This window comes from Sphingomonas arantia, from assembly GCF_042682045.1.
Taxonomy (GTDB): Bacteria; Pseudomonadota; Alphaproteobacteria; order Sphingomonadales; family Sphingomonadaceae; genus Sphingomonas_R; species Sphingomonas_R arantia.
The window spans coordinates 99,728-121,806 of sequence record NZ_JBHUGS010000002.1 but is presented as its reverse complement, the minus strand read 5'-3'; the positions used below and the strand labels follow the sequence as shown (position 1 = coordinate 121,806).

Here is a 22,079-nt window from a genome sequence, read left to right as displayed (position 1 = left end):
GGAAAAGATGACGCCGCCCCCCGAAGGTCGTACCGGGGGCGGCATGAACGACACGCCGATCGCGCCAGACGCCGCTGACCGACCGGTGCGCTGGATCGAGCGGTTCCCCGTGGCACGCGACCGTCCCCTGCTCGGGGCGGTCGCGACCCTCGCCATCGTGGCCGCGGCGTGGGCGCTCCGCATGGTTGCGGACCCGCTGCTTCCGCCCGGCTTCCCCTACGTCACCTTCTTCCCGGCTGTGATCGTCACATCCTTCGTGTTCGGCGTGCGGCTGGGCGGCGTGTCCGCGATCATCTGCGGGTTGCTTGCCTGGTTCTTTTTCATCCCGCCGATCCACGCGTTCACCATTACGCAACAGTCCGGGATCGCGCTGGCCTTCTACGTCTTCGTGGTCGCGACCGATCTTTCGCTCGTCCACTGGATGCAGGCCGCCAACCGCCAACTCGCGCGCGAGCGTGAGACCAACCGCGCGCTGGCCGACACGCGCGAGCTATTGTTCCGCGAATTGCAGCACCGCGTCTCGAACAACCTGCAGGTCGCGGCCGCCCTCCTGTCGATGCAGAAGCGCCAGCTCGCCGATCCAGGCGCGAAGGCGGCGCTGAACGAGGCGAGCGCCCGGCTCGCGCTGATCGGTCGGATCAGCCGGCAGCTCTACGATCCCTCGGGCGCCGCGCAGCCGGTCGTCCCGTTCCTGGCGGAACTCTGTCGCGACGTGGTCGAGGCGAGCGGCCGCAGCGACATCGCGCTCGACGTGGCCGGCGACGTCGATCTGCGCCTGCAACCCGACGCCGCCGTACCGACCGCGCTGATCGTCGCGGAGGCGGTCGCCAACGCGGTCGAGCACGGCTTCGCCGCCGAACGCGCCGGTCGGATCGACATCATGGTCGGCCGCGGTCCGGACGGCAGCCTTGAGGTGATCGTGCGCGACGACGGCCACGGCCTGCCCGCCGACTTCCGGGCGGACACCACGACCAGCCTCGGCCTCCAGATCGCCACCACGCTCGCCCGCGGACAATCGGGCAGCTTCCGGCTGCACTCCGACACCGTCACGACGGCGACCCTCACCCTGCCCTCGCATCTCCTCGCAGCCGAGAACTGACGCGACACGCACGCACGGCTCCGATCCCGTCCAGCTGCGTTCAGGATGGATTATCGAGGGGAACCGTCATCGCCACCTTCATGTTCGCCACCGGCATCGAGAACAGCGTCCCCACCATCAACGGCGGCCGCACGCGGATCGACGAGATGGAAAGCTGCGGCCACTACCGCCGCTGGCGCGATGACTTCGCGCTCGTCCAGGACATGGGCATCGGCTATCTCCGCTTCGGTCCGCCGATCCACAAGACCTGGCTCGCCGCCGACCGCTACGACTGGGAATTCGCCGACCTGACGTTCGCCGATCTGAAGCAGCGCAACATCGTGCCGATCGTCGACCTCTGCCATTGCGGCGTGCCCGACTGGATCGGTAACTTCCAGAACCCGGACTTTCCCGAGCTGTTCTTCCACTACGCCGCCGCGTTCGCCGCCCGCTTCCCCTGGATACAGCTCTACACTCCGGTCAACGAGATGTACGTCTGCGCCACCTTCTCCGGCCGCTACGGCTGGTGGAACGAGCAACTCCGCAGCGACCATGGCTTCGTCACCGCGCTCAAGCATCTGGTGAAGGCCAACGTACTGGCCATGCAGGCGATCCTGAAACGCCGCCCGGACGCGATCTTTATCCAGAGCGAGTCCTCCGAATATTTCCATGCCGAAAGCCCCGCGGCGATCCGCCCGGCGGAGCTGATGAACTCGCAACGCTTCCTGTCGCTCGACCTCAACTATGGCCGCCGCGTTGATTCCGAAATGTACGAATATCTGCTCGATAACGGCATGACGCGGGACGAATATCACTTCTTCCTGCACAACCGCCTGAAACAGCACTGCATCATGGGCAACGACTATTACGTCACGAACGAGCACCGCGTCGCGGCGGACGGCTCGACCCAGGCATCGGGCGAGATCTTCGGCTACAGTGAGATCACTCGGCAATATCACGACCGCTACCGCTTGCCGGTGATGCACACCGAAACCAACCTGAACCAGGGTCCGCTCGGCACCGAGTCCGTCGATTGGCTATGGAAACAATGGGCAAACCTGCTGCGCGTCCGCAACGACGGCGTGCCGGTCGTCGGCTTCACTTGGTACTCGCTCACCGACCAGATCGACTGGGACACCGCGCTCCGTGAACAGAACGGTCACGTCAATCCGCTCGGCCTGTTCGATCTTGACCGCAACATCCGGCCGGTCGGCACGGCCTTCAAGAAGCTGATCGGCCAGTGGCGCGACGTGCTGCCGACGCAGAGCCTGTGCCTCACGGTCCCGGTGGTCATGCCGGACGAAGCCGAAGACATCCATACCCACCGCCAGACGACGCGCGCCCGCGCGGTGAACACGGCAGAGCAGGACGCCCCGGCCAAATAGCGACAACGACCGGATAGTTTCGCGCCGGCTATCGTTCAGCCAGTCTCCAACAATCGTCCCGAGGCTATCATGACCAGGATCGCGCTCGTCGCCGGCGCCGGCGGCATCATCGGCAAGGCATTGCTGGAAGAGATCGCACACACCCCCGGCTGGCGCGGCATCGCGCTGTCGCGCAGCAAGGGCGATGTCGTCGCCGACCTGAGCGATGCCGCCGCGACCCGTGAGGCCTTGGCCGACGCCCGCGACGTCACGCACCTGTTCTACGCGGCCTACGGACCCGGCGGCGGACTGGCGGAGGAGGACCGGCGCAATTCGGCCATGCTGCGCAACCTCCTCGACGGGCTGGACGCCGTCGGCGCGCCGCTCGAACGCACGGTGCTGTACCAGGGCGCCAAGGTCTACGGCGTCCATCTCGGTCCGGTCACGACACCCTTCTACGAGGACGAGAACCCGCGCCCGATCGGCCCCAACTTCTACTTCACGCAGGAACGCGAATTGCAGGACCGTCGCGCCGCCGGCGGCCCCGAATGGTCGATCCTGCGTCCCGACGTCGTGGTCGGCGATGCCGCCGGCAATGCCATGAACATCGCAACCGTCATCGGCGCCTATGCCGCACTCACCGCCGCTGACGGTGCCGCATTCCGCTTCCCCGGCTCGCGCCATACCTACGATGACACGCTGGCGCAGGTGACCGACGCGCACGCGCTGGCCCGCGCAAGCCTCTGGGCGGCCACGTCCGACGCGGCGGCGGGCCAGGCGTTCAACTATGTCCACCCGCCCTTCCGCTGGCGCCGCGTCTGGGAAAAGGTCGCGCTGCATTTCGAGCTCACGCTCGGCGAACCGATCCCGTTCGAGCTTGCCGCCCACATGCCGTCGCTGGAGCCGCTGTGGCGGGAGATCGCGACTGGCCTCGTCCAGCCCGACTACGCCAAGGCAGTCGGATGGGCCTTCGGCGATTTCGTTTTCGGGACGGAGGCCGATGTCGTGTCCGACATGACCAAGATCCGGCTCGCCGGCTTCCAAGAGGATCGCGACCCGGTCGACGCCGTCATCCGCGCGATCGAGCGGCAGCAGGCGGCGGGCGTCATCCCCCCAATCGGTTGAAACGCGCTGGAGATCTCGCCAGTCCTTGACGTGCGGCGGACAGTCATCACAACCTGCCCCCCGACACCGGCAAACGGTTGCGCACAGGAGAGGTCATGACCGTTAATCTAAACCTGCCCGGGCGATCGGTCCTTCCGCTCCTGCTGCTGTTAGCCTCGCCTGCCACCGCCCAACTGCGCGAGGACGACCCGACCGTCCACGAGTATACGTTGCGCAACGCGACCGGCATGACGGTCCGCTTTCTCGATCTCGGCGCGACGATCACTGCGGTCGAGGTGCCCGATCGACAAAGTAAGAGCGCGAACGTCGTGCTGGGCTACGGCTCCACCGGCGAATATCGCGCGAAGAACACCAAGAACGGCTTCGGCGCCGCGATCGGCCGCTATGCCGGGCGCATCGCCAACGCCCGGTTTCCGCTCGACGGGCAAACCTACCGGCTGCGTCCGAACCTCGGGCCGCATGCGCTCCACGGCGGTGTCGGGCCGGGCTTCGACCAGCGCATCTGGCAGGTCCGGCGCTTTCGCGAGGGCAGGGTCGACGCCGCCGCCCTGACGTTTGTCAGCCCGGACGGGGACCAGGGCTTCCCCGGCACGCTGACCGTCACGATCACCTACCGTCTGCTCCCCGACAACTCGCTGCGCATCGATTATGCCGCCAGCACGACGAAGCCGACCGTCCTCAACCTCACCAACCACAGCTATTTCAACCTTGCGGGCGGCGGCTCGGTCGCCACGCAACGGCTGCGCATCGCCGCGACCCGTTGGGTGGAGACCGACGATGTCGGCATCCCCACCGGGCGCCTGGCTCCCGTGGCGGGCACCCCGCTCGATTTCCGCACGGACCATGCGATCGGCGAACGGATCGACCACAAGGGCCCACCGATGAGCGGCCCCGGCGGGTACAACCATGCCTGGATCGTCGCGCCCGCCATGCGTGCCGCACCCCGCCCGGTGCTCTGGATGCGCGATCCGGCATCGGGCCGCACGCTGACAGTTGAAACGACCGAGCCCTCGGTCCAGCTCTACACCGGTGACTATATCGACGGTCGCGACGTCGACGCGCTCGGCCGCCCGATCGGCCCGCGCGACGGCATCGCGATCGAGACGCAGGGTTTCGCCGATGCGCCCAACCACCCGAACTTCCCCTCCACCCGACTCGACCCCGGCAAGACGTTCCGATCGACGACGATCTACCGCTTCGGCGCAAACTGACCGGCAACCCACGCCGCCACCGTTCGTCTTCGGTCAGTTCTTGTCCTGGATCCGCTTCGCCAACAGCGTCGCGAACGCCAGCCACGCGACGAACGGCACCGCCGTCGCGGTCGCCGTCCGGTCGACCTTCGATGCCGCCACGGCATAGCCGACGCCGGTCACGACCATCGCGGCCGATGCGGCCGTACTCGCACCCAGCGCCTTGCGACGGAAGAACAGCTCCGTCCAGCCACCAACCATCGCGGTGTTGAGCAGCCACAGACCGACCGCCAGATCGCGCGCATCGCCGCCCGGCTGCCGCATCAACCGATAGCCGCCCACCGCAAGCCCCGTCTCGAGCACCGGCCACACCGCCCCGAACGCCGCATCGGGCGGCGTATAGGCCGGCTTGTCGAGCCGCTTGTACCAGCGACGGATACCCGGATGCGACGGATCGGGCGCGTTGCGCCTGCCGAGCGCGGCACTCGCGCCCAGCACGACCGCCACGACCGCGAACGCAGCCGGGCGGGAGAGGCCAGTTCGCCGGTCTGCGGCGGCGGCGATATCGGTCATGTCCATTCACCCTCTAGCGGACCTGAGAGGCCCGACGACCAAGCGCAGCGACGGCGGCGACGGTTCCGGTCATCCCGCCGTCATTTTCCGCCATCCTCGTCCCGGATGTTCGGAAAGCTGTAGGCCGACGGCGCGTCCTCGAACGTCCCGCGTGCGAAGATCGCCACGTCCCCGTCCACGACCTCCTGCTTCGCCCACATGTCCCAGCCGATGTGAATGAAATCCGGTGGCCCGAACAGGCGCAGCGCGCGGCGATATTCGTCACCGCGAAACCCGACATAATGCACCGCGGGCCTCCGCGTCCCGGTCATGACCATCCTCCGTCGTACGCCAACCCGGGCCGATCCCCATGTCGCCCGGAAACGGAATACGGGTTTAACCAACCCCCACCCCCCACTATCTACCCGCGACCAGGGGGAACTCCATGCCAGAACCGATCCTCGCCGTCGCCGGCGTGTCAAAGACGTACAAGGGCGGGTTCACCGCGCTCCACCACGTCGATCTCACGATCAACAAGGGCGAGATCTTCGCGCTGCTCGGCCCGAACGGCGCGGGCAAGACCACGCTGATCAGCATCATCTGCGGCATCGTCACGCCGTCGACCGGCACGATCCACGTCGCCGGGCACGACGCGCTGACCGACTACAAGGCCGCGCGCCGTCGCATCGGGCTGGTGCCGCAGGAACTGTCGGTCGACATGTTCGAAACCGTGCTCGCCACGGTCACTTTCTCCCGCCGCCTGTTCGGACGCTCGGGCCACAGCGCCTACGTCGAACAGGTGCTGCGCGACCTGTCGTTGTGGGACAAGCGCGACGCCAAGATCATGGAATTGTCCGGCGGCATGAAGCGCCGCGTGCTGATCGCCAAGGCGCTCGCCCACGAACCCGAGATCCTGTTCCTCGACGAACCCACCGCGGGCGTCGACGTTGCGTTGCGGCGCGACATGTGGAAGCTCGTTCACCGCCTGCGCGAACGCGGCACGACGATCATCCTGACCACGCACTATATCGAAGAAGCCGAGGAGATGGCGGACCGGGTCGGCGTCATCAACCGGGGCAAGCTGCTACTCGTCGACGACAAGGCCGCGCTGATGCAGAAACTCGGCAAGCGCGAACTCGATCTGACGCTCGTCGATCCACTCGACGCGGTGCCCGCCGGGCTCGAACGCTGGCAGCTCAACCTGCTGAACGACGGCAAGACATTGCGCTATGTCTTTGATTCGACCGAGGAGCATACCGGCATTCCGTCGCTGCTGCGCGAACTGGCCGACCGGCACATCGCGTTCAAGGATCTGGAGACATCCAAGTCCAGTCTCGAAGACATCTTCGTCGATCTCGTGGGGGAACGGGCATGAACCTGCACGGCATATGGGCGATCTATCGCTTCGAAATGGCCCGCTCGCTGCGGACCCTGTGGCAGAGCCTCGTCGGCCCGGTGCTGACCACCAGCCTGTATTTCATCGTCTTCGGCGGCGCGATCGGCAGCCGGATGCAGGCCGTCGACGGCGTCGGCTATGGCAGCTTCATCGTCCCCGGCCTCATCATGCTGTCGCTGCTGACGCAGAGCGTCGGCAACGCGTCGATCGGCATCTACTTCCCGAAATTCACCGGCACGATTTTCGAACTGCTATCCGCACCCGTCTCGCCGATGGAACTGGTGCTCGGCTATGTCGGCGCGGCCGCGACCAAATCGGTCGTGCTCGGCGTCATCATCCTGGCTACCTCGGCGTTCTTCGTCCCCATCCAGGTGCTGCATCCCGTCGCGATGGTCGCGTTCCTGCTGCTCACGTCGATCGCGTTCAGCCTGTTCGGCTTCATCCTCGGCATCTGGGCGAAGAGCTTCGAGCAGCTGAACTTCGTGCCCATGCTGCTCATCACCCCGCTGACGTTCCTCGGCGGCAGCTTCTACTCGATCGACATGCTGCCGCAGCCGTGGCGGACGGTCAGCCTGTTCAACCCCGTCGTCTACCTCGTCAGTGGCTTCCGCTGGAGCTTCTTCGGCAAGGGCGACGTCGACATCGCAATCAGCCTGGCCGTGACGCTGGGTTTCCTGGTCGCATGCCTCGCCATCATCGCCTGGATCTTCAAGAGCGGCTGGCGGCTCAAGAACTGAACCGACTCATCGGCTAAGCACCGGGCGGCCCAACGCTGTCACCCGGCACCCACGTCATCGGCCACAGCCGCGGCTCCGGCTGTTCGGCATTTCCGGCGCCCAGCATGACGGCCAACAAAGCGCGGCCAAGCGCTTCACCGAGATCGCCAAGCGCGACCTCGAAGCAGGCGAGCCCCGGATCGAGCGCCGCGCAGGCCGGCGTCATCCGCTGCCCGATCACTGCCATGTCCCGGCCGGGCGCCAGTCCGGCCGCGCGCAGGCTCGCATACACGCCCACCGGCCCGGCCTCGCTCATGACGAAGATCGCGGTCGGCCTGCGCTCCAGTGCAAGAAATGCCGTCGTTGCCGCTGAACATTCCGCAACATTGACGCGCCCGACGTGGATCAGGTCCGGATCCACAGCCACACCGGCGTTGCGCAACGCGGCTTCGTATCGTGCCATGACGATATGGCTGAAATTGACGTTCGGCCCCGACGTGATGATCGCGATCCGCTCATGACCAGCCGCCAGGAACTGCGCCATCGCGACGTCGACCATCCCCTCGAAATCGAGGTCGATGCTCGGATAGTCCGCCACCACCCCACTGCGTCCCAGCGTGACGAACGGCGTGCCGCGCGACGCCAGCAACGCGATCCGTGCATCGTCGCGCCCGGTCGCGGCAAGGATCCACGCGTCGGCGATCCCGCGGCTGAGGTGCCGTTGCAGCACAGCGAGCGCATCCTGCTCCGCCCGCGCGAGCAGGACGACGAGTTCGAGCCCTCCCGCCTCGATCACCGTCTGAACGCCGGCCAGCACCGCCAGGAAGAACGGATCGCCGAACATGATGCTGTCGGGCGCGAGCGGCAGGATGAATGCCACGGTACTGGTCCGCTTCCGCCGCAAGGACCGACCGGCCTGGTTCGGCGAATATCCCAGCGCCTGCGCCGCTTCGGTCACCCGGGCCCGCGTCGCCGCGCTGACGTCCGCCTGCCCGTTCAACGCACGCGACACCGTCCCGATCGACAGGTTCAGGTGGGCGGCAAGGGCACGAATATCGATGAAATCAGCTCCTGCCGGACGATCCAAGCCCGCAAACCTTGACAGCTTGGTTGCCGCCAATACAGTCCCGTAAACGTTTACGATAATCAAGGGGAGGGGCGCAGATGATCGCGTACAGGATCGCGCATTTCGGGCGCGCCGCGGCGGTCATCGCCTTGGCCGCTGCCGGCCCGGCGCTCGCCGCCGACCCGACCGGCCTCGACGCCAACGGCCACCTCCTCGCGGCGTCGGGCGCGACATCCTCCGGGTTCGGCTACACCCGCCTCGCAAACGGCGTTCAGGTCCGGCTTGGCGGTGTTACGAAAAACATCATCTTCTACGCGCCCGACACGGTCCGCGTGAACGCCACGCTCGGCCGCAACTACTGGACCGCGCGCAGCCTTGTCGTGACCTCCGCCCCCGCAGCGGTGCCGTTCACCGTCAGCGAAACCCCAACCGCGCTCATCCTCACGACCGCAAAGCTGCGCGTCGAGATCGCCAGGGCAACCGGCGCCGCACGCTTCCTCGATCCAAACGGCCGGCTCTATACCGAGGAGAAACCGGATGCGCCGCAGACGCTCAAGCTGACGACGATCTCCAATGCCCCGACCTACGAGGCCCGGAACGATCTCGTCCTGCGCCCCGACGAGGCGCTCTACGGCTTCGGCTTCACCGGCGACGACACCAGCAACCGCCGCGGGAAGGACCTGCTGCTCGTCCAGACCAACGTCGGCATCATCATCCCGGTCATGATGTCCTCACGCCGCTACGGCATCCTGTGGGACACCTACTCACAGATGCGGTTCAAGGACGACGCCGGCGACGCCTCGCTCTGGGCGGAAAGCGCGCCCGGCGGAGTCGACTATTATGTCATGGCCGGCGACACGCCCGACGGGGTCGTCGCCGCCTATCGCACGCTGACCGGACAGGCGCCGATGTACCCGAAACAGGCATTCGGCCTGTTCATGAGCAAGGAGCGCTACAAGACTCAGGCGGAACTCCTGAAGGTCGCTCAGACGTTTCGCAAGGATCGCTTCCCGCTCGATTACATCGTGCAGGACTGGCAATATTGGGGGTCGGACAAGGACGGCAGCTGGAGCGGGATGACCTGGGATCCCGTCCGCTATCCCGACCCGGACGGCATGGCGCGCGACGTCCACGCACTCAACCTGAAACTGATGGTGTCGATCTGGCCGTCGGTCGGCAACGACACCGCGCTCGCGCATGAACTCGACGCGCACAAGCTGCGCTTCGAACCGCTCCACTGGATCTCCAAAAAGGCGCGCGTCTACGACGCCTACAGCCCGCTCGGCCGCCAAATCTACTTCAAGCACATCAAGTCCGGGCTGCTCGACAAGGGCGTCGACGCGTTGTGGATGGACGGGACCGAGATCGAGGTGAGCAGCGCGATGTGGAACGCGCAGGACAATATCCGCGACACCAAGGCACTCGGCTCCAACGCACTCGGCGACTTCACCCGCTATCTGAACCCCTACTCGCTCGTCACGACGCAGGGCACTTATGACGGGCAGCGCGCGACATCCGACAAGCGCGTCTTCACCCTCACGCGCTCCGGCTGGGCCGGCGCGCAGCGGACCGCGGCCGCATCGTGGAGCGGCGACATCTACGCCAGCTGGAAGACATTGAAGCAGCAGGTGGCGGGCGGCGTCGACGTGACCGTCACCGGCAACCCCTACTGGACGCAGGATACCGGCGGCTTCTTTGTCGCGGACTTTCCCGGCGGCGAGAAGAACGCCGCGTGGCGCGAGCTTTACGCCCGCTGGCTGCAATTCTCGGCCTTCAACCCGATCATGCGCATCCACGGCACCAACGTCGAACGCGAACCCTATCTGTTCAAGACGCTCGATCCCACCGTCTACGGCTCGCTCCTCGCCAGCACGCAACTTCGCTACCGGCTGCTCCCCTATATCTACGGGCTCAGCTGGAAGGTCACGTCGGACAGCTACACGCTGATGCGTCCGCTGATGATGGACTTTCCGGACGATCGGGCGACGGACACGATCGACGACAGCTTCATGTTCGGCCCGGCGTTCCTCGTCCATCCCGTCACGCGCGCGATGTACAATCTGCTGCCCCCGCCCGCGACGACGATCCCCACGCAATATCTGCGTACCGCGGACGACCGGCCCGGCCTCGCGCTGCAATATTTCGACGGCGAGGCGTTTGAGACGTTGCGCGGCAAGGTCGTCGACGAGACGATCGACCACACCTGGCCCGACCCGCCGCTCGTTGAAATCCCGGGTGGATTGTCGTCGCTCCAGCATTTCTCCGCCCGCTGGACCGGCACGTTGATCGCGCCGGAGGACGGCGAATATGAACTCGGCGTCGCGGGCAATGACGGCTTCCGCCTGTTCCTCGGTGGCGAACAGGTCATCGACGATTGGTTGCCCGGGTCCGAACGCTACCGCAGCGTCAAACGCGTCCTGAAGAAGGGCGAGCGCCTTGCCGTCCGCATCGACTATCATCAGGTCGACGGAAATCGCGTGCTGCGCCTCGCTTGGCGCCGGCCCGCCGACCTGCTGCGGACCGCGGCTCTGACCCGCGCACCGCGCGACCTGACGATGCGGACCTATCTGCCGAAAGGGGCCGACTGGTACGATTTCTGGACGAACGCCCGTTATCGTGGTGGCGAGACGGTCGCCCGCGAAACGCCGCTCGACATCCTGCCGCTCTACGTTCGGGCCGGTTCGATCGTCCCGATGGGTCCCGTGCTGCAATATGCGACCGAGCGCCCGGACGCCCCTTACGACATCCGGATCTACCCCGGTGCCGACGCCCGCTTCACGCTCTACGAAGACGACAACGAAACCTACGCCTATGAAAAGGGGCAGCGCGCAACCTACGATCTCGACTGGAACGAGGCGACCCGCACGCTGACGATCGGCGCGCGACAGGGCCGCTTTCCGGGCATGATCCGGCAACGCACGTTGAACGTCGCGTTGATGGGCGGCGCGACACCGACCCCGAAACGCGTGACATATTCCGGCCAGCGCACCACCGTGCGCTTCTGACCAGGCCGACCGGAGAGGATGACAATGAACCGACTATCATGCGCGGCGGCCCTGCTCGCCATCGCGTCGCCGCTTGCCGTGGCCCACGCCGACAATCCGATCATCCAGACCCGTTTCACCGCCGATCCCGCGCCGCTGGTCCATGACGGCGTCGTCTATCTCTACACCAGCCATGACGAGGACGATGCCGACGGGTTCAAGATGCTCGACTGGCGGCTCTACAGTTCGACCGACATGGCGAACTGGACGGATCGCGGTGTCGTGGCGTCGCTCAAGACCTTTCCCTGGGCGGTGCAGACGAACGACGCCTGGGCGCCGCAGGTCATCGCACGCGGCGGCAAATTCTACCTCTACGCGCCGATCAGCATCGCGGGGAAACCCAAGAACGTCATCGCGGTGGCGGTCGCCGACACGCCGGCCGGGCCATTCAAGGACGCGCTCGGCAAACCGCTGATCGCGCCCGCCGCCGACAATATCGACCCGACCGTGTGGATCGACGACGACGGCCAGGCCTATCTCTACTGGGGCAATCCCGACCTGTGGTACGTCAAGCTGAACAAGGACATGATATCCTACGCCGGCCCGATCACGAAGGTCGAACCGCGCATCACCGATTATCAGGAAGGCCCGTGGTTCTACAAGCGCAACGGGCGCTATTACATGGCGTTCGCCTCGACCTGCTGTTCCGAAGGGATCGGCTACGCGATGAGCACCAAGCCGACCGGGCCCTGGACCTATAAAGGTCCCATCATGGATCACGACACGCGCGCGACCGGCAACCATCCCGGCATCATCGACTATAAGGGCGGCTCCTACGTCTTCGGGTTCAGCTACGAACATAATTTCGCGCTGACGCCGATCCATCACGAACGCCGCTCGGTCTCGGTCGCCAAGTTCGACTACAACGCCAACGGGACCATCCCCAACCTCCATTGGTGGGACAAGGTCAGCGCGCCGCAGATCGGCACGCTCGATCCCTACAAGCGGGTCGAGGCGGAGACGATCGCCTGGACCTCGCGGGTCAAGCGCGACCGCGACCGGCCCTATGACTGGGCGATGGGCGTGACGACCGCGCAGGACGACCGCACCGGCGTCTATGTGACGCGCGCCACCGACCGCAGCTACATCAAGATCGCCGGGGTCGATTTCGGCAAGACGGGTGCCCGCACCTTCACCGCGACCGTCGCCAACGCCAAACCCGACGCCACCATCGAACTGCACGCCGACGCCGTCGACGGCCCCCTGCTGGGCACGGTACGGGCCGGCACGCCCGCTGCCGCCGCACGGTGGCAGGAGCGGACAGCCATCGTCTCCGGCGCGACCGGGCTGCACAATCTTTACATGGTGTTCCGCGGCAAGGGCGACGATAGCCTGATGGACGTCGACTCCTGGCGGTTCACCCGCTGAGATGGCGACGCAACGAGAGGTGGGCATGACTTTCCGCAAGACCGCACGCGCCGGATCGTTCGTCCGCGCCATGCTCGCCGCCCTGCTCGTCACCGCCATGCCCGCGGTGCAGGCCGCGCCCAAGGCCGAATCCCATCTCGATCTCGACGCGATCGCGCAGCAGCGCTTCGGCAACGACGCCGCCTGGTACCGGGACCGCATCCCGTTCTTCCAGTCGTCGGACCCGATGCTAGACCAGGTCTATTATTATCGCTGGCAGATCGTCCGGGCGCATCAGCGCGATCTCGGCAAGCTCGGCTACATCACCACCGAATTCGCGGACGATGTCAGCTGGCAGCGTGAGCCCTATGCCAGCCTGAACGACGCGACCGGTTTCCACCTGAACGAACTGCGCTGGCTGAACGACCGGCGGTTCGCGGCGGACTATATCGACTATATGTACGATCAGGGCGGCAACAACCGCCACTTTACCGATTATATGGCTGACTCCGTCTGGAGCCGGTACCTGGTCGACGGAGACCAGACCGCGGTCCTCGCCCATGTCCCCGCCATGCGGACATTGTACGATGCGTGGTTCGATCATTTCGACTGGTCGAAGAACCTCTACTGGGTCGAACCGCTGCTCGACGCGACCGAATATACCATCTCGTCGATCGACGCCTCGGGCGGCAAGGACGGGTTCCGCGGCGGCGAGGCGTTCCGCCCTTCGGTCAATGCCTACATGTTCGCCAACGCCCGCGCGCTGTCCGCCATGACCGCGCTGTCCGGCGATGCAAAGGCGTCCGCCGACTATGCCGGCCGCGCCGCCGCCATCAAGCAGCGGGTGCAGGAAAGCCTCTGGAACCCGCAGTTCCAGCACTTCACCGACCGCTATCAGGTCACCAACGCGCACGTAAAATACTGGAACCCGATCCGCGGGCGCGAGCTGGTCGGCTATGTGCCGTGGACGTTCGACCTGCCGGACGACGACGCGCGCTACAGCGCCGCCTGGACGCACATCCTAAAACCCGACGAACTGGCCGGTCCCGCGGGACTGCGCACGGTGGAGCCCAGCTACGAACATTATATGCGCCAATATCGCTACGAAGGCACCAGTCGCGAATGCCAGTGGAACGGCCCCATCTGGCCGTTCCAGACGACGCAGGTGCTGGGCGGCATGGCCAACCTGCTCGACCACTATAATCAGTCGGTCGTCACCCGCGCCGACTTCCTCCGCCTGCTCCGCCAATATGCACAGATGCATTTTCAGGGCGACCGCCTCGATCTGGAGGAGGATTATGACCCCGCCACCGGCAAGCCGATCGTCGGGCTGGCCCGCAGCCACCATTATTTCCATTCGGGGTTCAACGACCTGATCATGACCGGCGTCGTCGGCATCCGCCCCCGCGCGGACGACGTGCTGGAGATCAATCCGCTGCTGACCGCGCCTGGCACCGGCGCGCCGATCCGCTGGTTCCGCGCCGAACGGATTCCCTATCACGGTCACCTCGTGTCGGTGACCTACGACGCCGACGGCCGCCACTACGGACAGGGCGCGGGCCTCCGCGTCGACGTGGACGGCCGCGAAGCCGGGCGCAGCGCCAAGCTGACCCGCCTGACGATCCCGCTCCAACGGACCCAGAACGCCCCGATCGCGCGCGACATCAACCGGGCGATGCAGATCGAGCGCACGGGCTTCCCGAAACTGACCGCATCGAGCGGCGCGGATGCCGAAGCGCTGCACGACGCGGTCGATGGCCGGACCTGGTTCTTCCCGGAACTGGTCAACGGCTGGTCGCCTGCTACCACGGCGGGCGAGCAGTGGTTCGGGATCGACCTCGGCCAGTCTGCGACGCTGGCCCGCGCCGAACTGGCATTCTTCTCGGACGGCAAGCAGTTCGCCGCGCCCCCCGCCTATCGCCTACAGGTCCTCCGCGGCGAGACGTGGGAGGACCTGCCCGCCCAAGCCGACGCCCCGGTCGCCAACGGCATCACCAATGTTCGCTGGTCCCCGACCGCGGCGCAGAAGCTGCGCCTAGTCATCGTCCAGCCCGCGGGCCGGTCCGTCCGACTGGTCGAGATGAAGCTCTTCTAGTTCGACGGCCCGGACCGTCATCCGCGATTAATCTACCTGCCGGTACAAAAACCGGTTGACGGACTCGCAGTGCCGGAATACCGAGCGGTACAGAACTTGCGGCGGTAGGCTTGCAGGACGAGTCGTCCTCATACTCTCCCAGCTCTTCATCCGGTGGCGGCGCTCGGCGCCGCTTCCGGTGACGTTCAGTCGCGGCCAACAGGATCGATCGGGCGGACACTCATGGCCTATATCGCTTTTGCAGAAACCGACACCGTCTCCGCGCCACAGGCACGACCGACCGCGCGTCGACCGATCGAGGCCGTGCCCGCCGATCATGCGCCGGCACGGGTCGAGCCGGCACCGGATCGCGACACATCCGAAGCGACGCCGACCGCGCGCCGTCCATCCCGATCCGCGACGCGCGCCGCAACGACCCATGCATCCCTGGCCAAAGTTCTTCCGTTCGCGGCGGCACTGGCCTTCGCCATCAAGCATTTGGCGGATTGGCTCGGCGGCGACTGGCTGATCGCGACCGTGCTGGTGCTCGTCCTGGCGCTGTTCCTCGTCCCATTCGCACCGCGTTCGATCGGAGACGCCCGGCGCCCGCAACGCACCTAAGCCTACGCAACCGACGCCGCCCATCCGCTGCGCCAGATTGCTCCGATTTCATGCCGCCTCCGCCCTCCGGGCGCCAAATTGTCGCCCGCGTGACACAGGACCGTCATAGCCAAGGCGCTCCCGTTGGCCACAGCGTGAGAATGCGTGCCCGTCGTCCGCCCGATCGACCGCTGGTTCATCGACAACGTCCTGCCGTGCGAACGCGACCTGCTCAATGCGGCGCAGCGGCTCTGTTGCGGGTCCGACGACGCCCGCGATCTGGTGCAGGATGTGCTGGAACGCATGTTGTCGACGGACGCATGGACCGCAATCGCCAGCCCGCGGACGTACATGCTGCGGATGATGCGCAACCTTGCGATCGATCGGCTGCGGCGGGCCAAGATCGTCGATTTCCGGCATTTCGTGGATCTCGGCAATTTCGATACGCCTGACGACCGTCCGGACCAGCACCGCATCGCGGAGGACCGCCAGCAACTCGACGATCTTGCTCGCGCGGTTGGCACCTTGCCGGACAAATGCCGCACGGCGTTCGAACGCTGCCGGGTCGATGGGCAACCGCCGCGCCAGATCGCGGACGAACTCGGCATCAGCCTCTCGACGCTCGAAAAACGGCTTGCTCGCGCGCTGCATCTCCTCGCCCACGCCACCGAGCCGCGCAGGACGGAAACGACGACGTGCGGCACGGCAGAACTGCCTCCTCATCCGCCCGCCTCGGACAGCCCAAGATGAAACTTTTGTAGGACTTGGCGGCGGGGTCCGCGCTGATCGTCTTTGCGGGTGACGACGCTCCCGTCGGCCAGCAGAGGTTCGCGCCATGCCCCCGAAGATTGCCGGGACGTCGCTGTTCGCGACGCTCCTGATCACCTCTGCCGCCCACGCCGCGACGGTCCGCCCGGCCGAAACGCGCCGTTTCGATATCCCCGGCCAGCCGCTAGCCGATGCGCTCGCCGATTATGGCCGCGAGGCGGGCGTGCGGATCCTCTTCCCACACCCCGCGATCGGCGAGGCGCGGTCGCCCGCCATCCACGGCGTCCTGTCGCGACAGGCCGCCCTCCGACTGCTGATCGCGGGCAGCCCGCTGCAGGTTCGCAGCGACGACGGCCATACGGTCGGCCTGGGCCAAACGACCACGGACAGCCGCGCCACCACACCATATCCGCCCGCGCCCGCCGCCGACCCCGGCAGCGACATCGTCGTCACCGGAACAGTCCCGCTGGAGGAGGAACGCGCGCTCGCCTGGAAACGTCAGCAGGTCGGCACCAACGCCGTCATGTCGGGCGAAACGATCGCGCGCCGCCCCGGCGGCAACATCGTCGACATCCTGGCGGTCCTGCCGGGGGTCAGCGCCTATGCCGACATGGGTCTGGGCCAAGCGGCGACCGGCGAGGCCGAGTTCGTGTCGATCCGCGGCATCGATTCAAGCTACAACGCCTATTCGATCAACGGCATGCGCGTCGCGGAATCGGACCCGGCCACCCGCGCCCTCTCGCTCAAGATGATCGCGCCCTACGGCCTGCGTTCGGCCAGCGTGTCGAAGACGCCTGGTGCTGCCGACTATGGCGATGCGATCGGCGGCACGGTCGACATTTCGACCCCGACTGGCTTCCAATATGGCGACCATTATCTGAAACTGACCGCCGGCTCGAACTACAACGACCGCGCCGACAAGCTCGGCTTCAAGCCGTTCGGCGGCGTCGGCCAGATCGAATTCGGCCGCACGTTCGGCGCGAACGACGACATCGGCCTCTACGCCACGGCCTATTACGAACAGCGCCGTTCCGCGGCGGAAAGCACCGAGGCCGTCACCTACATCCCGGCGACGGCCACCGCCGGCCCCGCCGACCTCACCCCGATGGGGATCAAATACGATCTCTACGATTCCAACATCGCGCGCTACGGCGGCAACTTCTCGCTCGATGTGCAGGGCGACGTCGTCTCCGCCTTCCTCCGCGGCACCTACGGCCACTACAAGGTGTCGTCGATCGACGTGCAGCACAGCATCACCGGCGGCATCCTCCAGCTGCTTGGCGAGGCACCGACCTACGACGCGAACGGCAACTACGCCCCGCTCGGCACGCTGGCCGGCAGCTATTTCCAGGCCCGCGACCAGGTCTCGCAACTCGGCACGATCCAGGCCGGCACCGATATCAAGGTCACCGACACGCTGACCGCCGCGCTCCGCGCTTCCTACGGCTACGGCCAGCAACGCCGTCCCAACTATGTCGAGGGCAGCCTCTACAGCGACGCCAGCCTGTTTACCGACAGCGCCGGCAATCCGCGCGGCAGCGTGCTGATCGACACGTCCGACCCCAAGCATATCGGCCTGACCTTCGCCGACCCGGCGGTCCGCGACGCGGTCCTCAGCGCGGATTCGGTCCGGGCCTGGAAATTCCAGGCGCGCGACGTCGAATCCGACGACAATCTCTACGAGCTGAAGCTCGACATGGACTACGCGCCGGACGGGCTGATCAAGCATCTGAAATGGGGCGGCAACCTCAGCATCTCGGATCGCTCGCAATATGATCGCGGGCTGCTTGGCAACAACGGCGACAATTTCGTCATCCCCGCCGCGGACGGCAGCCGCCCCGATTTCGATGCGGGGCAAGGCCCGACCGGTTCCGCCCTGCCCGGCCGCAACGTCGCCTTCATGGGCGGCAACTATCCCGCCTTCCGGATCTACGACCGGGGATATTTCGAGCAGAGCATCCTGCCCGACGCTTATACCGACCAGTTCACGCCGGACGGCACGCCCAACCCTGGCTACTACACCGCCAACGATCGCTCACGGAACACCGTGTTCGGCACCGAAACCGTGCTCGCCGGCTATGCGCAGGCCGATGCCTTGCTCGGCCCGGTGCAGGTCGTCGCCGGCCTCCGCTTCGAACATACCGATTTCACCGCGTCGCACTGGGTGGTGGTCACCGACTCCGGTGGCGCGTCGCCGGACGACACGGGCCACTTCACGTCGGACGGCAACAGCTACAACGAACTGCTGCCCAGCCTGAACCTCGCCTGGCGCCCGAGCGACCGGCTCGTCATCCGCGCCGCTGCGCGACGCAGCTTCGCGCGGCCCGCCTTCTCGCTGGTCGCGGGTCCCGAAACCTACAGCTACAACGACGTCACCGGCGCGCTCGCCTTCGTCAACCGCTCCAACCCCGATCTGAAGCCGACCACCGCCACCAACCTCGATGCCGGCATCGAATGGTATCCCGATCGCAGTGCGGTGCTGGAAACCGCCGGCTTCTACAAGCGGCTGACCAACTTCGTCTTCACCGCCAGCGCGACCGGCAGCACGCCGAGTTCGACCAGCGGCACCAGCACGGTCGGCGACGTCGTCTACACCATGCCGATGAACGGCAACGGCGCCGACCTGTACGGGATCGAGGCGCACGCCCGGAAACAATTCCACGAACTCGGGCACTTCTTCGGCGGGTTCGGTGTGGAGGGGTCCGCGACGCTCCAGGACAGCAAGGCCGACAGCGGCATCGTCGGTCGCGGATCGACCGTCCTGCCCCGCGCGCCGCACGTCATCTACAATGCCGAGCTGTTCTACGAACGCCCCGCCTTCTCCGGGCGGCTGGCGTGGCAATATGTCGGCCGCCAGCTGCTCAGCCTGAACGACCAGCTCGACACCTATCTCCAGCCCAACCGGCAACTGAACTTCAACGCCACCTACCACATCGGCAAATGGTCGCTGTCCGGTCAGGTCCAGAACATCCTGAACAAGGAAAGCTTCTACAAGACGATGGGCAAGACCACGCGCTACCTCGGCGTGCAGGACGGCGGCGGCAACGGCTCCTATGTCGAAACCGGCCGCTTCTTCAAACTGACGACCTCGTTCCAGTGGTGAGGCGCCGTGCTGTCCAGCTGGTGACGGCGGTCCTGCTGTTGCTGGCCCCCGCGCTGGCCCACGCCGGGCAGGTCGAAGGCCTGCCCGCCACGCTGCGCCTCGATCAGGTCCAGCTGCTCGGCTCGCACAACAGCTACAAACGCTACCCCTCCGCCGACGAGGAAGCGCGCATCCGCACGATCGCGCCGCAATATTGGGACGAGCTGGACTATGGCCACCCGCCGCTGGAGGCGCAGTTCGCGATCGGCATCCGCCAGATCGAGATCGACGTCGCGCCCGATCCGCAAGGCGGCCTGTACGCCACCCCCTACCAACTGGCCGCCCCCAAAACCCGCGCGAAGATGATGGCCCCCGGCGCCAAGGTCCTGCACTTTCCGCAACTCGACACCGAAACCCACTGCCTCACCTTCCGCGACTGCCTGACGGTCCTGCGCCGCTGGTCGGACCGTTTCCCGGGCCACCTGCCCGTCACCGTGCTGGTCAACGCCAGCGACTTTCCGCCAATCGCCGGGTCCTGGCTGCACGATGCCAAGTTCGAAGCGGCCGATCTCGACGCGCTCGACACCGACATCCGCACCGTCATGAGCGCGGACCGGCTGATCCTGCCCGACACCGTCCGCGGCGGTCACGCGACACTGGCCCAATCCGTCCGCGCCCACGCCTGGCCGACACTCGCCGCGGCACGCGGGCGGTTCCTGTTCGTGCTCGACGCCGCCGACCGGCACTACGCGCTCTACCGCGCCGGCCACCCCTCACTCAAAGGCCGCGCGATGTTCGGCTATTTCGACGAACAATCGCCCGAAGTCGCGGTCTTCAACATCCAGGATCCACGCGGCGAGGAAACCCGCATCGCCCGGCTCGTCCGCGCCGGCTTCCTCGTCCGCACCCGCGCCGACGCCGACACGAAGGAAGCGCGCGCCAACGATCCCACCCGCTTGCGGAGCGCGATCGCGTCCGGCGCGCAATATGTCAGCAGCGACTATTATGACGGCGTCCCCAACCCGCACGGCTACGCCTATCGCACCAGCCTGCCCGGTGGGGTCTTATACCGCTGCGACCCGGTCGCGGCGAAGTGCGCCCGCGCGGGAAAGCCCTGATGCTCGCACCCCTCGTGGCCGCGGCACTTTTCGCCACGCCCGACGTGAAGCTCAGCGGCGTCCTCCACGACACCGACCGCGGCACCTACCGCGAACTGCCGTTCGACGTGCCCCCTGGGGTCACCAAAATAACGATCGACGTCGCGGGCGCGGACCATGCCGCCGGCACCTACCTCGTGCTCGGCGTCTACGATCCGCAGCGCGAACGCGGCTGGGGCGGCGCGATCAAGCCGCACATCGTCATCGCCAACACCTTCGCCACCGCATCCCACCTCCCCGGCCCGCTCCCGCCCGGCCGCTGGCGGCTGAGCGTCGCGGTCGCCGCGATCCGGCCCGGCACCGTCGCGCGCTACACGATGACCGTCCATTTCGATCGCGGCCCGGCGGCGCAGGCGATCACGACCGCGGCGCTGAAAACCGGCCCCGGCTGGTACCGCGGCGATTTCCACACCCATACCGGCCACAGCGACGCGCTCTGCCGCAGCGAACCGAGCCACGATGCGGTGCCCTGCCCGGTCTATTTCACGCTGAAGGCCGCACACGATCACCATCTCGATTTCGTGACTGTCACCGACCACAATGTCCGCTCGCACGTCGCCGAACTTGCCGACATCGCACCCTATTTCGACGACCTGCTCGTCATTCCGGGGCGCGAGATGACCACACAGGACGGCCATTTCAATCTGCTCGGCATCACCGATTTCGTGGACTATCGGCTCGGCGGTCCGGGTGCCGCGAACATCAACGCGATGTTCGACGGCGCGCGCGGCACAGGGGCGATCGTCTCGATCAACCATCCCGAGATCCCTACCGGCGAGACCTGCCTCGGCTGCGGCTGGTCCGCCCCAGACACGGACTTCGCAAAGGTCGGCGCGATCGAGGTCGCCAATGGCGGCATCGCGGCCGATCATGGCGGCGCGTTCGACAACGGTGCCGGCTCCGGCACCGCATGGTGGGAGGCTTTGCTCGATCGCGGCTATCACCTCACCGGCATCGGCGGCAGCGACAATCACGACGCGATCGATGGTCACGCCGGCACCTCCCCTGTCGGCGCGCAGTCCCCCGTCGGCACACCCGCGACCGTGGTCTACGCGGTAGACCTGTCGCAGGCCGGCATCCTGGCGGGCGTCCGCTCGGGCCGCGTCTTCATCGATCTGGAGGGCGCACACCCCGGCCGCGTGCTCGACATCACCGCCGCCACCGGCCCGCACGCAACCGCAGTCATGGGCGGCACGCTCCGCCGCGCAGCCGGTCAGGCAATCCGCGGTACGATCCACGTCGCTGGCGCCGCGGGCAACGTCGTCGACCTGATCGCCGACGGCAAACACCGACCGCTGGGCGATCCCGGTCGGGTCGTCGGCCCCGACGCCCGCATCCCCTTCACCATCGAGGCGGGGGACCCGATCCATTGGCTCCGCGCCGACGTCCAAACCCCCACCGGCCGACGCATCCTGATCGGCAACCCGATCTATGTCGCCCGGTGACCGGGCAGCGCAGTCAGCCGTTCACGGCCGGCGATCGGTGAAGCCCGTCCGGGGCGGCCCCTGCGGACTTCACCA

The 22,079-nt window shown here is 66.7% G+C and carries 17 protein-coding genes; 14 read left to right on the top strand and 3 right to left on the bottom strand.

Annotated features, from left to right (window positions below):
* Window positions 1–7: 7 nt before the first annotated feature.
* From ACFSGX_RS06285 to ACFSGX_RS06270, 4 genes are all read left to right on the top strand, one after another.
* The gene (locus ACFSGX_RS06285) at window positions 8–1,099 is read left to right on the top strand and encodes a sensor histidine kinase (protein ID WP_380928409.1); all 1,092 of its coding nucleotides are present in this window, start codon (window positions 8–10) and stop codon (window positions 1,097–1,099) included.
* A gap of 80 nt (window positions 1,100–1,179) precedes the next feature.
* On the top strand, window positions 1,180–2,463 hold the full coding sequence (locus ACFSGX_RS06280; RefSeq protein ID WP_380928407.1) for a family 1 glycosylhydrolase: 1,284 nt from the start codon (window positions 1,180–1,182) through the stop codon (window positions 2,461–2,463).
* A gap of 69 nt (window positions 2,464–2,532) precedes the next feature.
* A complete protein-coding gene (locus tag ACFSGX_RS06275; RefSeq protein ID WP_380928405.1) occupies window positions 2,533–3,567 on the top strand; it encodes an NAD-dependent epimerase/dehydratase family protein in 1,035 nt (344 codons plus the stop codon).
* Between the two features lie 95 nt (window positions 3,568–3,662).
* Complete coding sequence (locus tag ACFSGX_RS06270; RefSeq protein ID WP_380928403.1) at window positions 3,663–4,778, top strand: aldose epimerase family protein; 1,116 nt, start codon at window positions 3,663–3,665, stop codon at window positions 4,776–4,778.
* A gap of 33 nt (window positions 4,779–4,811) precedes the next feature.
* Here ACFSGX_RS06270 and ACFSGX_RS06265 read toward each other — a convergent pair whose 3' ends face one another.
* On the bottom strand, window positions 4,812–5,330 hold the full coding sequence (locus tag ACFSGX_RS06265) for a TspO/MBR family protein (RefSeq protein ID WP_380928402.1): 519 nt from the start codon (window positions 5,328–5,330) through the stop codon (window positions 4,812–4,814).
* Window positions 5,331–5,410: 80 nt separating this feature from the next.
* Window positions 5,411–5,641, bottom strand: coding sequence for a hypothetical protein (locus tag ACFSGX_RS06260; protein WP_380928400.1), 231 nt, complete (start codon window positions 5,639–5,641; stop codon window positions 5,411–5,413).
* Window positions 5,642–5,754: 113 nt separating this feature from the next.
* Here ACFSGX_RS06260 and ACFSGX_RS06255 point away from each other — a divergent pair, with 113 nt between their 5' ends.
* Window positions 5,755–6,684, top strand: coding sequence for an ABC transporter ATP-binding protein (locus ACFSGX_RS06255; RefSeq protein ID WP_380928398.1), 930 nt, complete (start codon window positions 5,755–5,757; stop codon window positions 6,682–6,684).
* The gene (locus ACFSGX_RS06250) at window positions 6,681–7,442 is read left to right on the top strand and encodes an ABC transporter permease (protein WP_157177442.1); all 762 of its coding nucleotides are present in this window, start codon (window positions 6,681–6,683) and stop codon (window positions 7,440–7,442) included. The genes ACFSGX_RS06255 and ACFSGX_RS06250 overlap by 4 nt, the downstream gene beginning before the upstream one ends.
* Window positions 7,443–7,455: 13 nt before the next feature.
* Here ACFSGX_RS06250 and ACFSGX_RS06245 read toward each other — a convergent pair whose 3' ends face one another.
* Complete coding sequence (locus ACFSGX_RS06245; RefSeq protein ID WP_380928396.1) at window positions 7,456–8,508, bottom strand: LacI family DNA-binding transcriptional regulator; 1,053 nt, start codon at window positions 8,506–8,508, stop codon at window positions 7,456–7,458.
* 77 nt (window positions 8,509–8,585) lie between these two features.
* Between ACFSGX_RS06245 and ACFSGX_RS06240 the strand changes: the two genes are divergently transcribed.
* The 8 genes from ACFSGX_RS06240 (at window position 8,586) to ACFSGX_RS06205 (ending at window position 22,004) form a co-directional block, all read left to right on the top strand.
* Window positions 8,586–11,492 (top strand): TIM-barrel domain-containing protein, encoded by a 2,907-nt coding sequence (locus ACFSGX_RS06240; protein WP_380928394.1) that lies wholly within the window; start codon window positions 8,586–8,588, stop codon window positions 11,490–11,492.
* A 24-nt stretch (window positions 11,493–11,516) separates the two neighbouring features.
* Window positions 11,517–12,899 carry a glycoside hydrolase family 43 protein gene (locus ACFSGX_RS06235; protein ID WP_380928392.1) on the top strand — a complete coding sequence of 461 codons (1,383 nt, stop codon included), beginning with the start codon at window positions 11,517–11,519 and terminating at the stop codon, window positions 12,897–12,899.
* A gap of 25 nt (window positions 12,900–12,924) precedes the next feature.
* A complete protein-coding gene (locus ACFSGX_RS06230; RefSeq protein ID WP_380928391.1) occupies window positions 12,925–14,973 on the top strand; it encodes an MGH1-like glycoside hydrolase domain-containing protein in 2,049 nt (682 codons plus the stop codon).
* 222 nt (window positions 14,974–15,195) lie between these two features.
* Window positions 15,196–15,573, top strand: coding sequence for a hypothetical protein (locus ACFSGX_RS06225; RefSeq protein ID WP_380928390.1), 378 nt, complete (start codon window positions 15,196–15,198; stop codon window positions 15,571–15,573).
* 144 nt (window positions 15,574–15,717) lie between these two features.
* A complete protein-coding gene (locus ACFSGX_RS06220; RefSeq protein ID WP_380928388.1) occupies window positions 15,718–16,302 on the top strand; it encodes an RNA polymerase sigma factor in 585 nt (194 codons plus the stop codon).
* 85 nt (window positions 16,303–16,387) lie between these two features.
* Entirely contained in the window at window positions 16,388–19,423 is a 3,036-nt protein-coding gene (locus ACFSGX_RS06215; RefSeq protein ID WP_380928386.1) for a TonB-dependent receptor, read from the top strand.
* Window positions 19,420–20,520, top strand: a complete 1,101-nt coding sequence (locus tag ACFSGX_RS06210) for a Ca2+-dependent phosphoinositide-specific phospholipase C (protein ID WP_380928384.1) — start codon at window positions 19,420–19,422, stop codon at window positions 20,518–20,520. The genes ACFSGX_RS06215 and ACFSGX_RS06210 overlap by 4 nt, the downstream gene beginning before the upstream one ends.
* A complete protein-coding gene (locus ACFSGX_RS06205) occupies window positions 20,520–22,004 on the top strand; it encodes a CehA/McbA family metallohydrolase (protein ID WP_380928382.1) in 1,485 nt (494 codons plus the stop codon). Before ACFSGX_RS06210 ends, ACFSGX_RS06205 begins: the two co-directional genes overlap by 1 nt.
* Window positions 22,005–22,079: the final 75 nt, after the last annotated feature.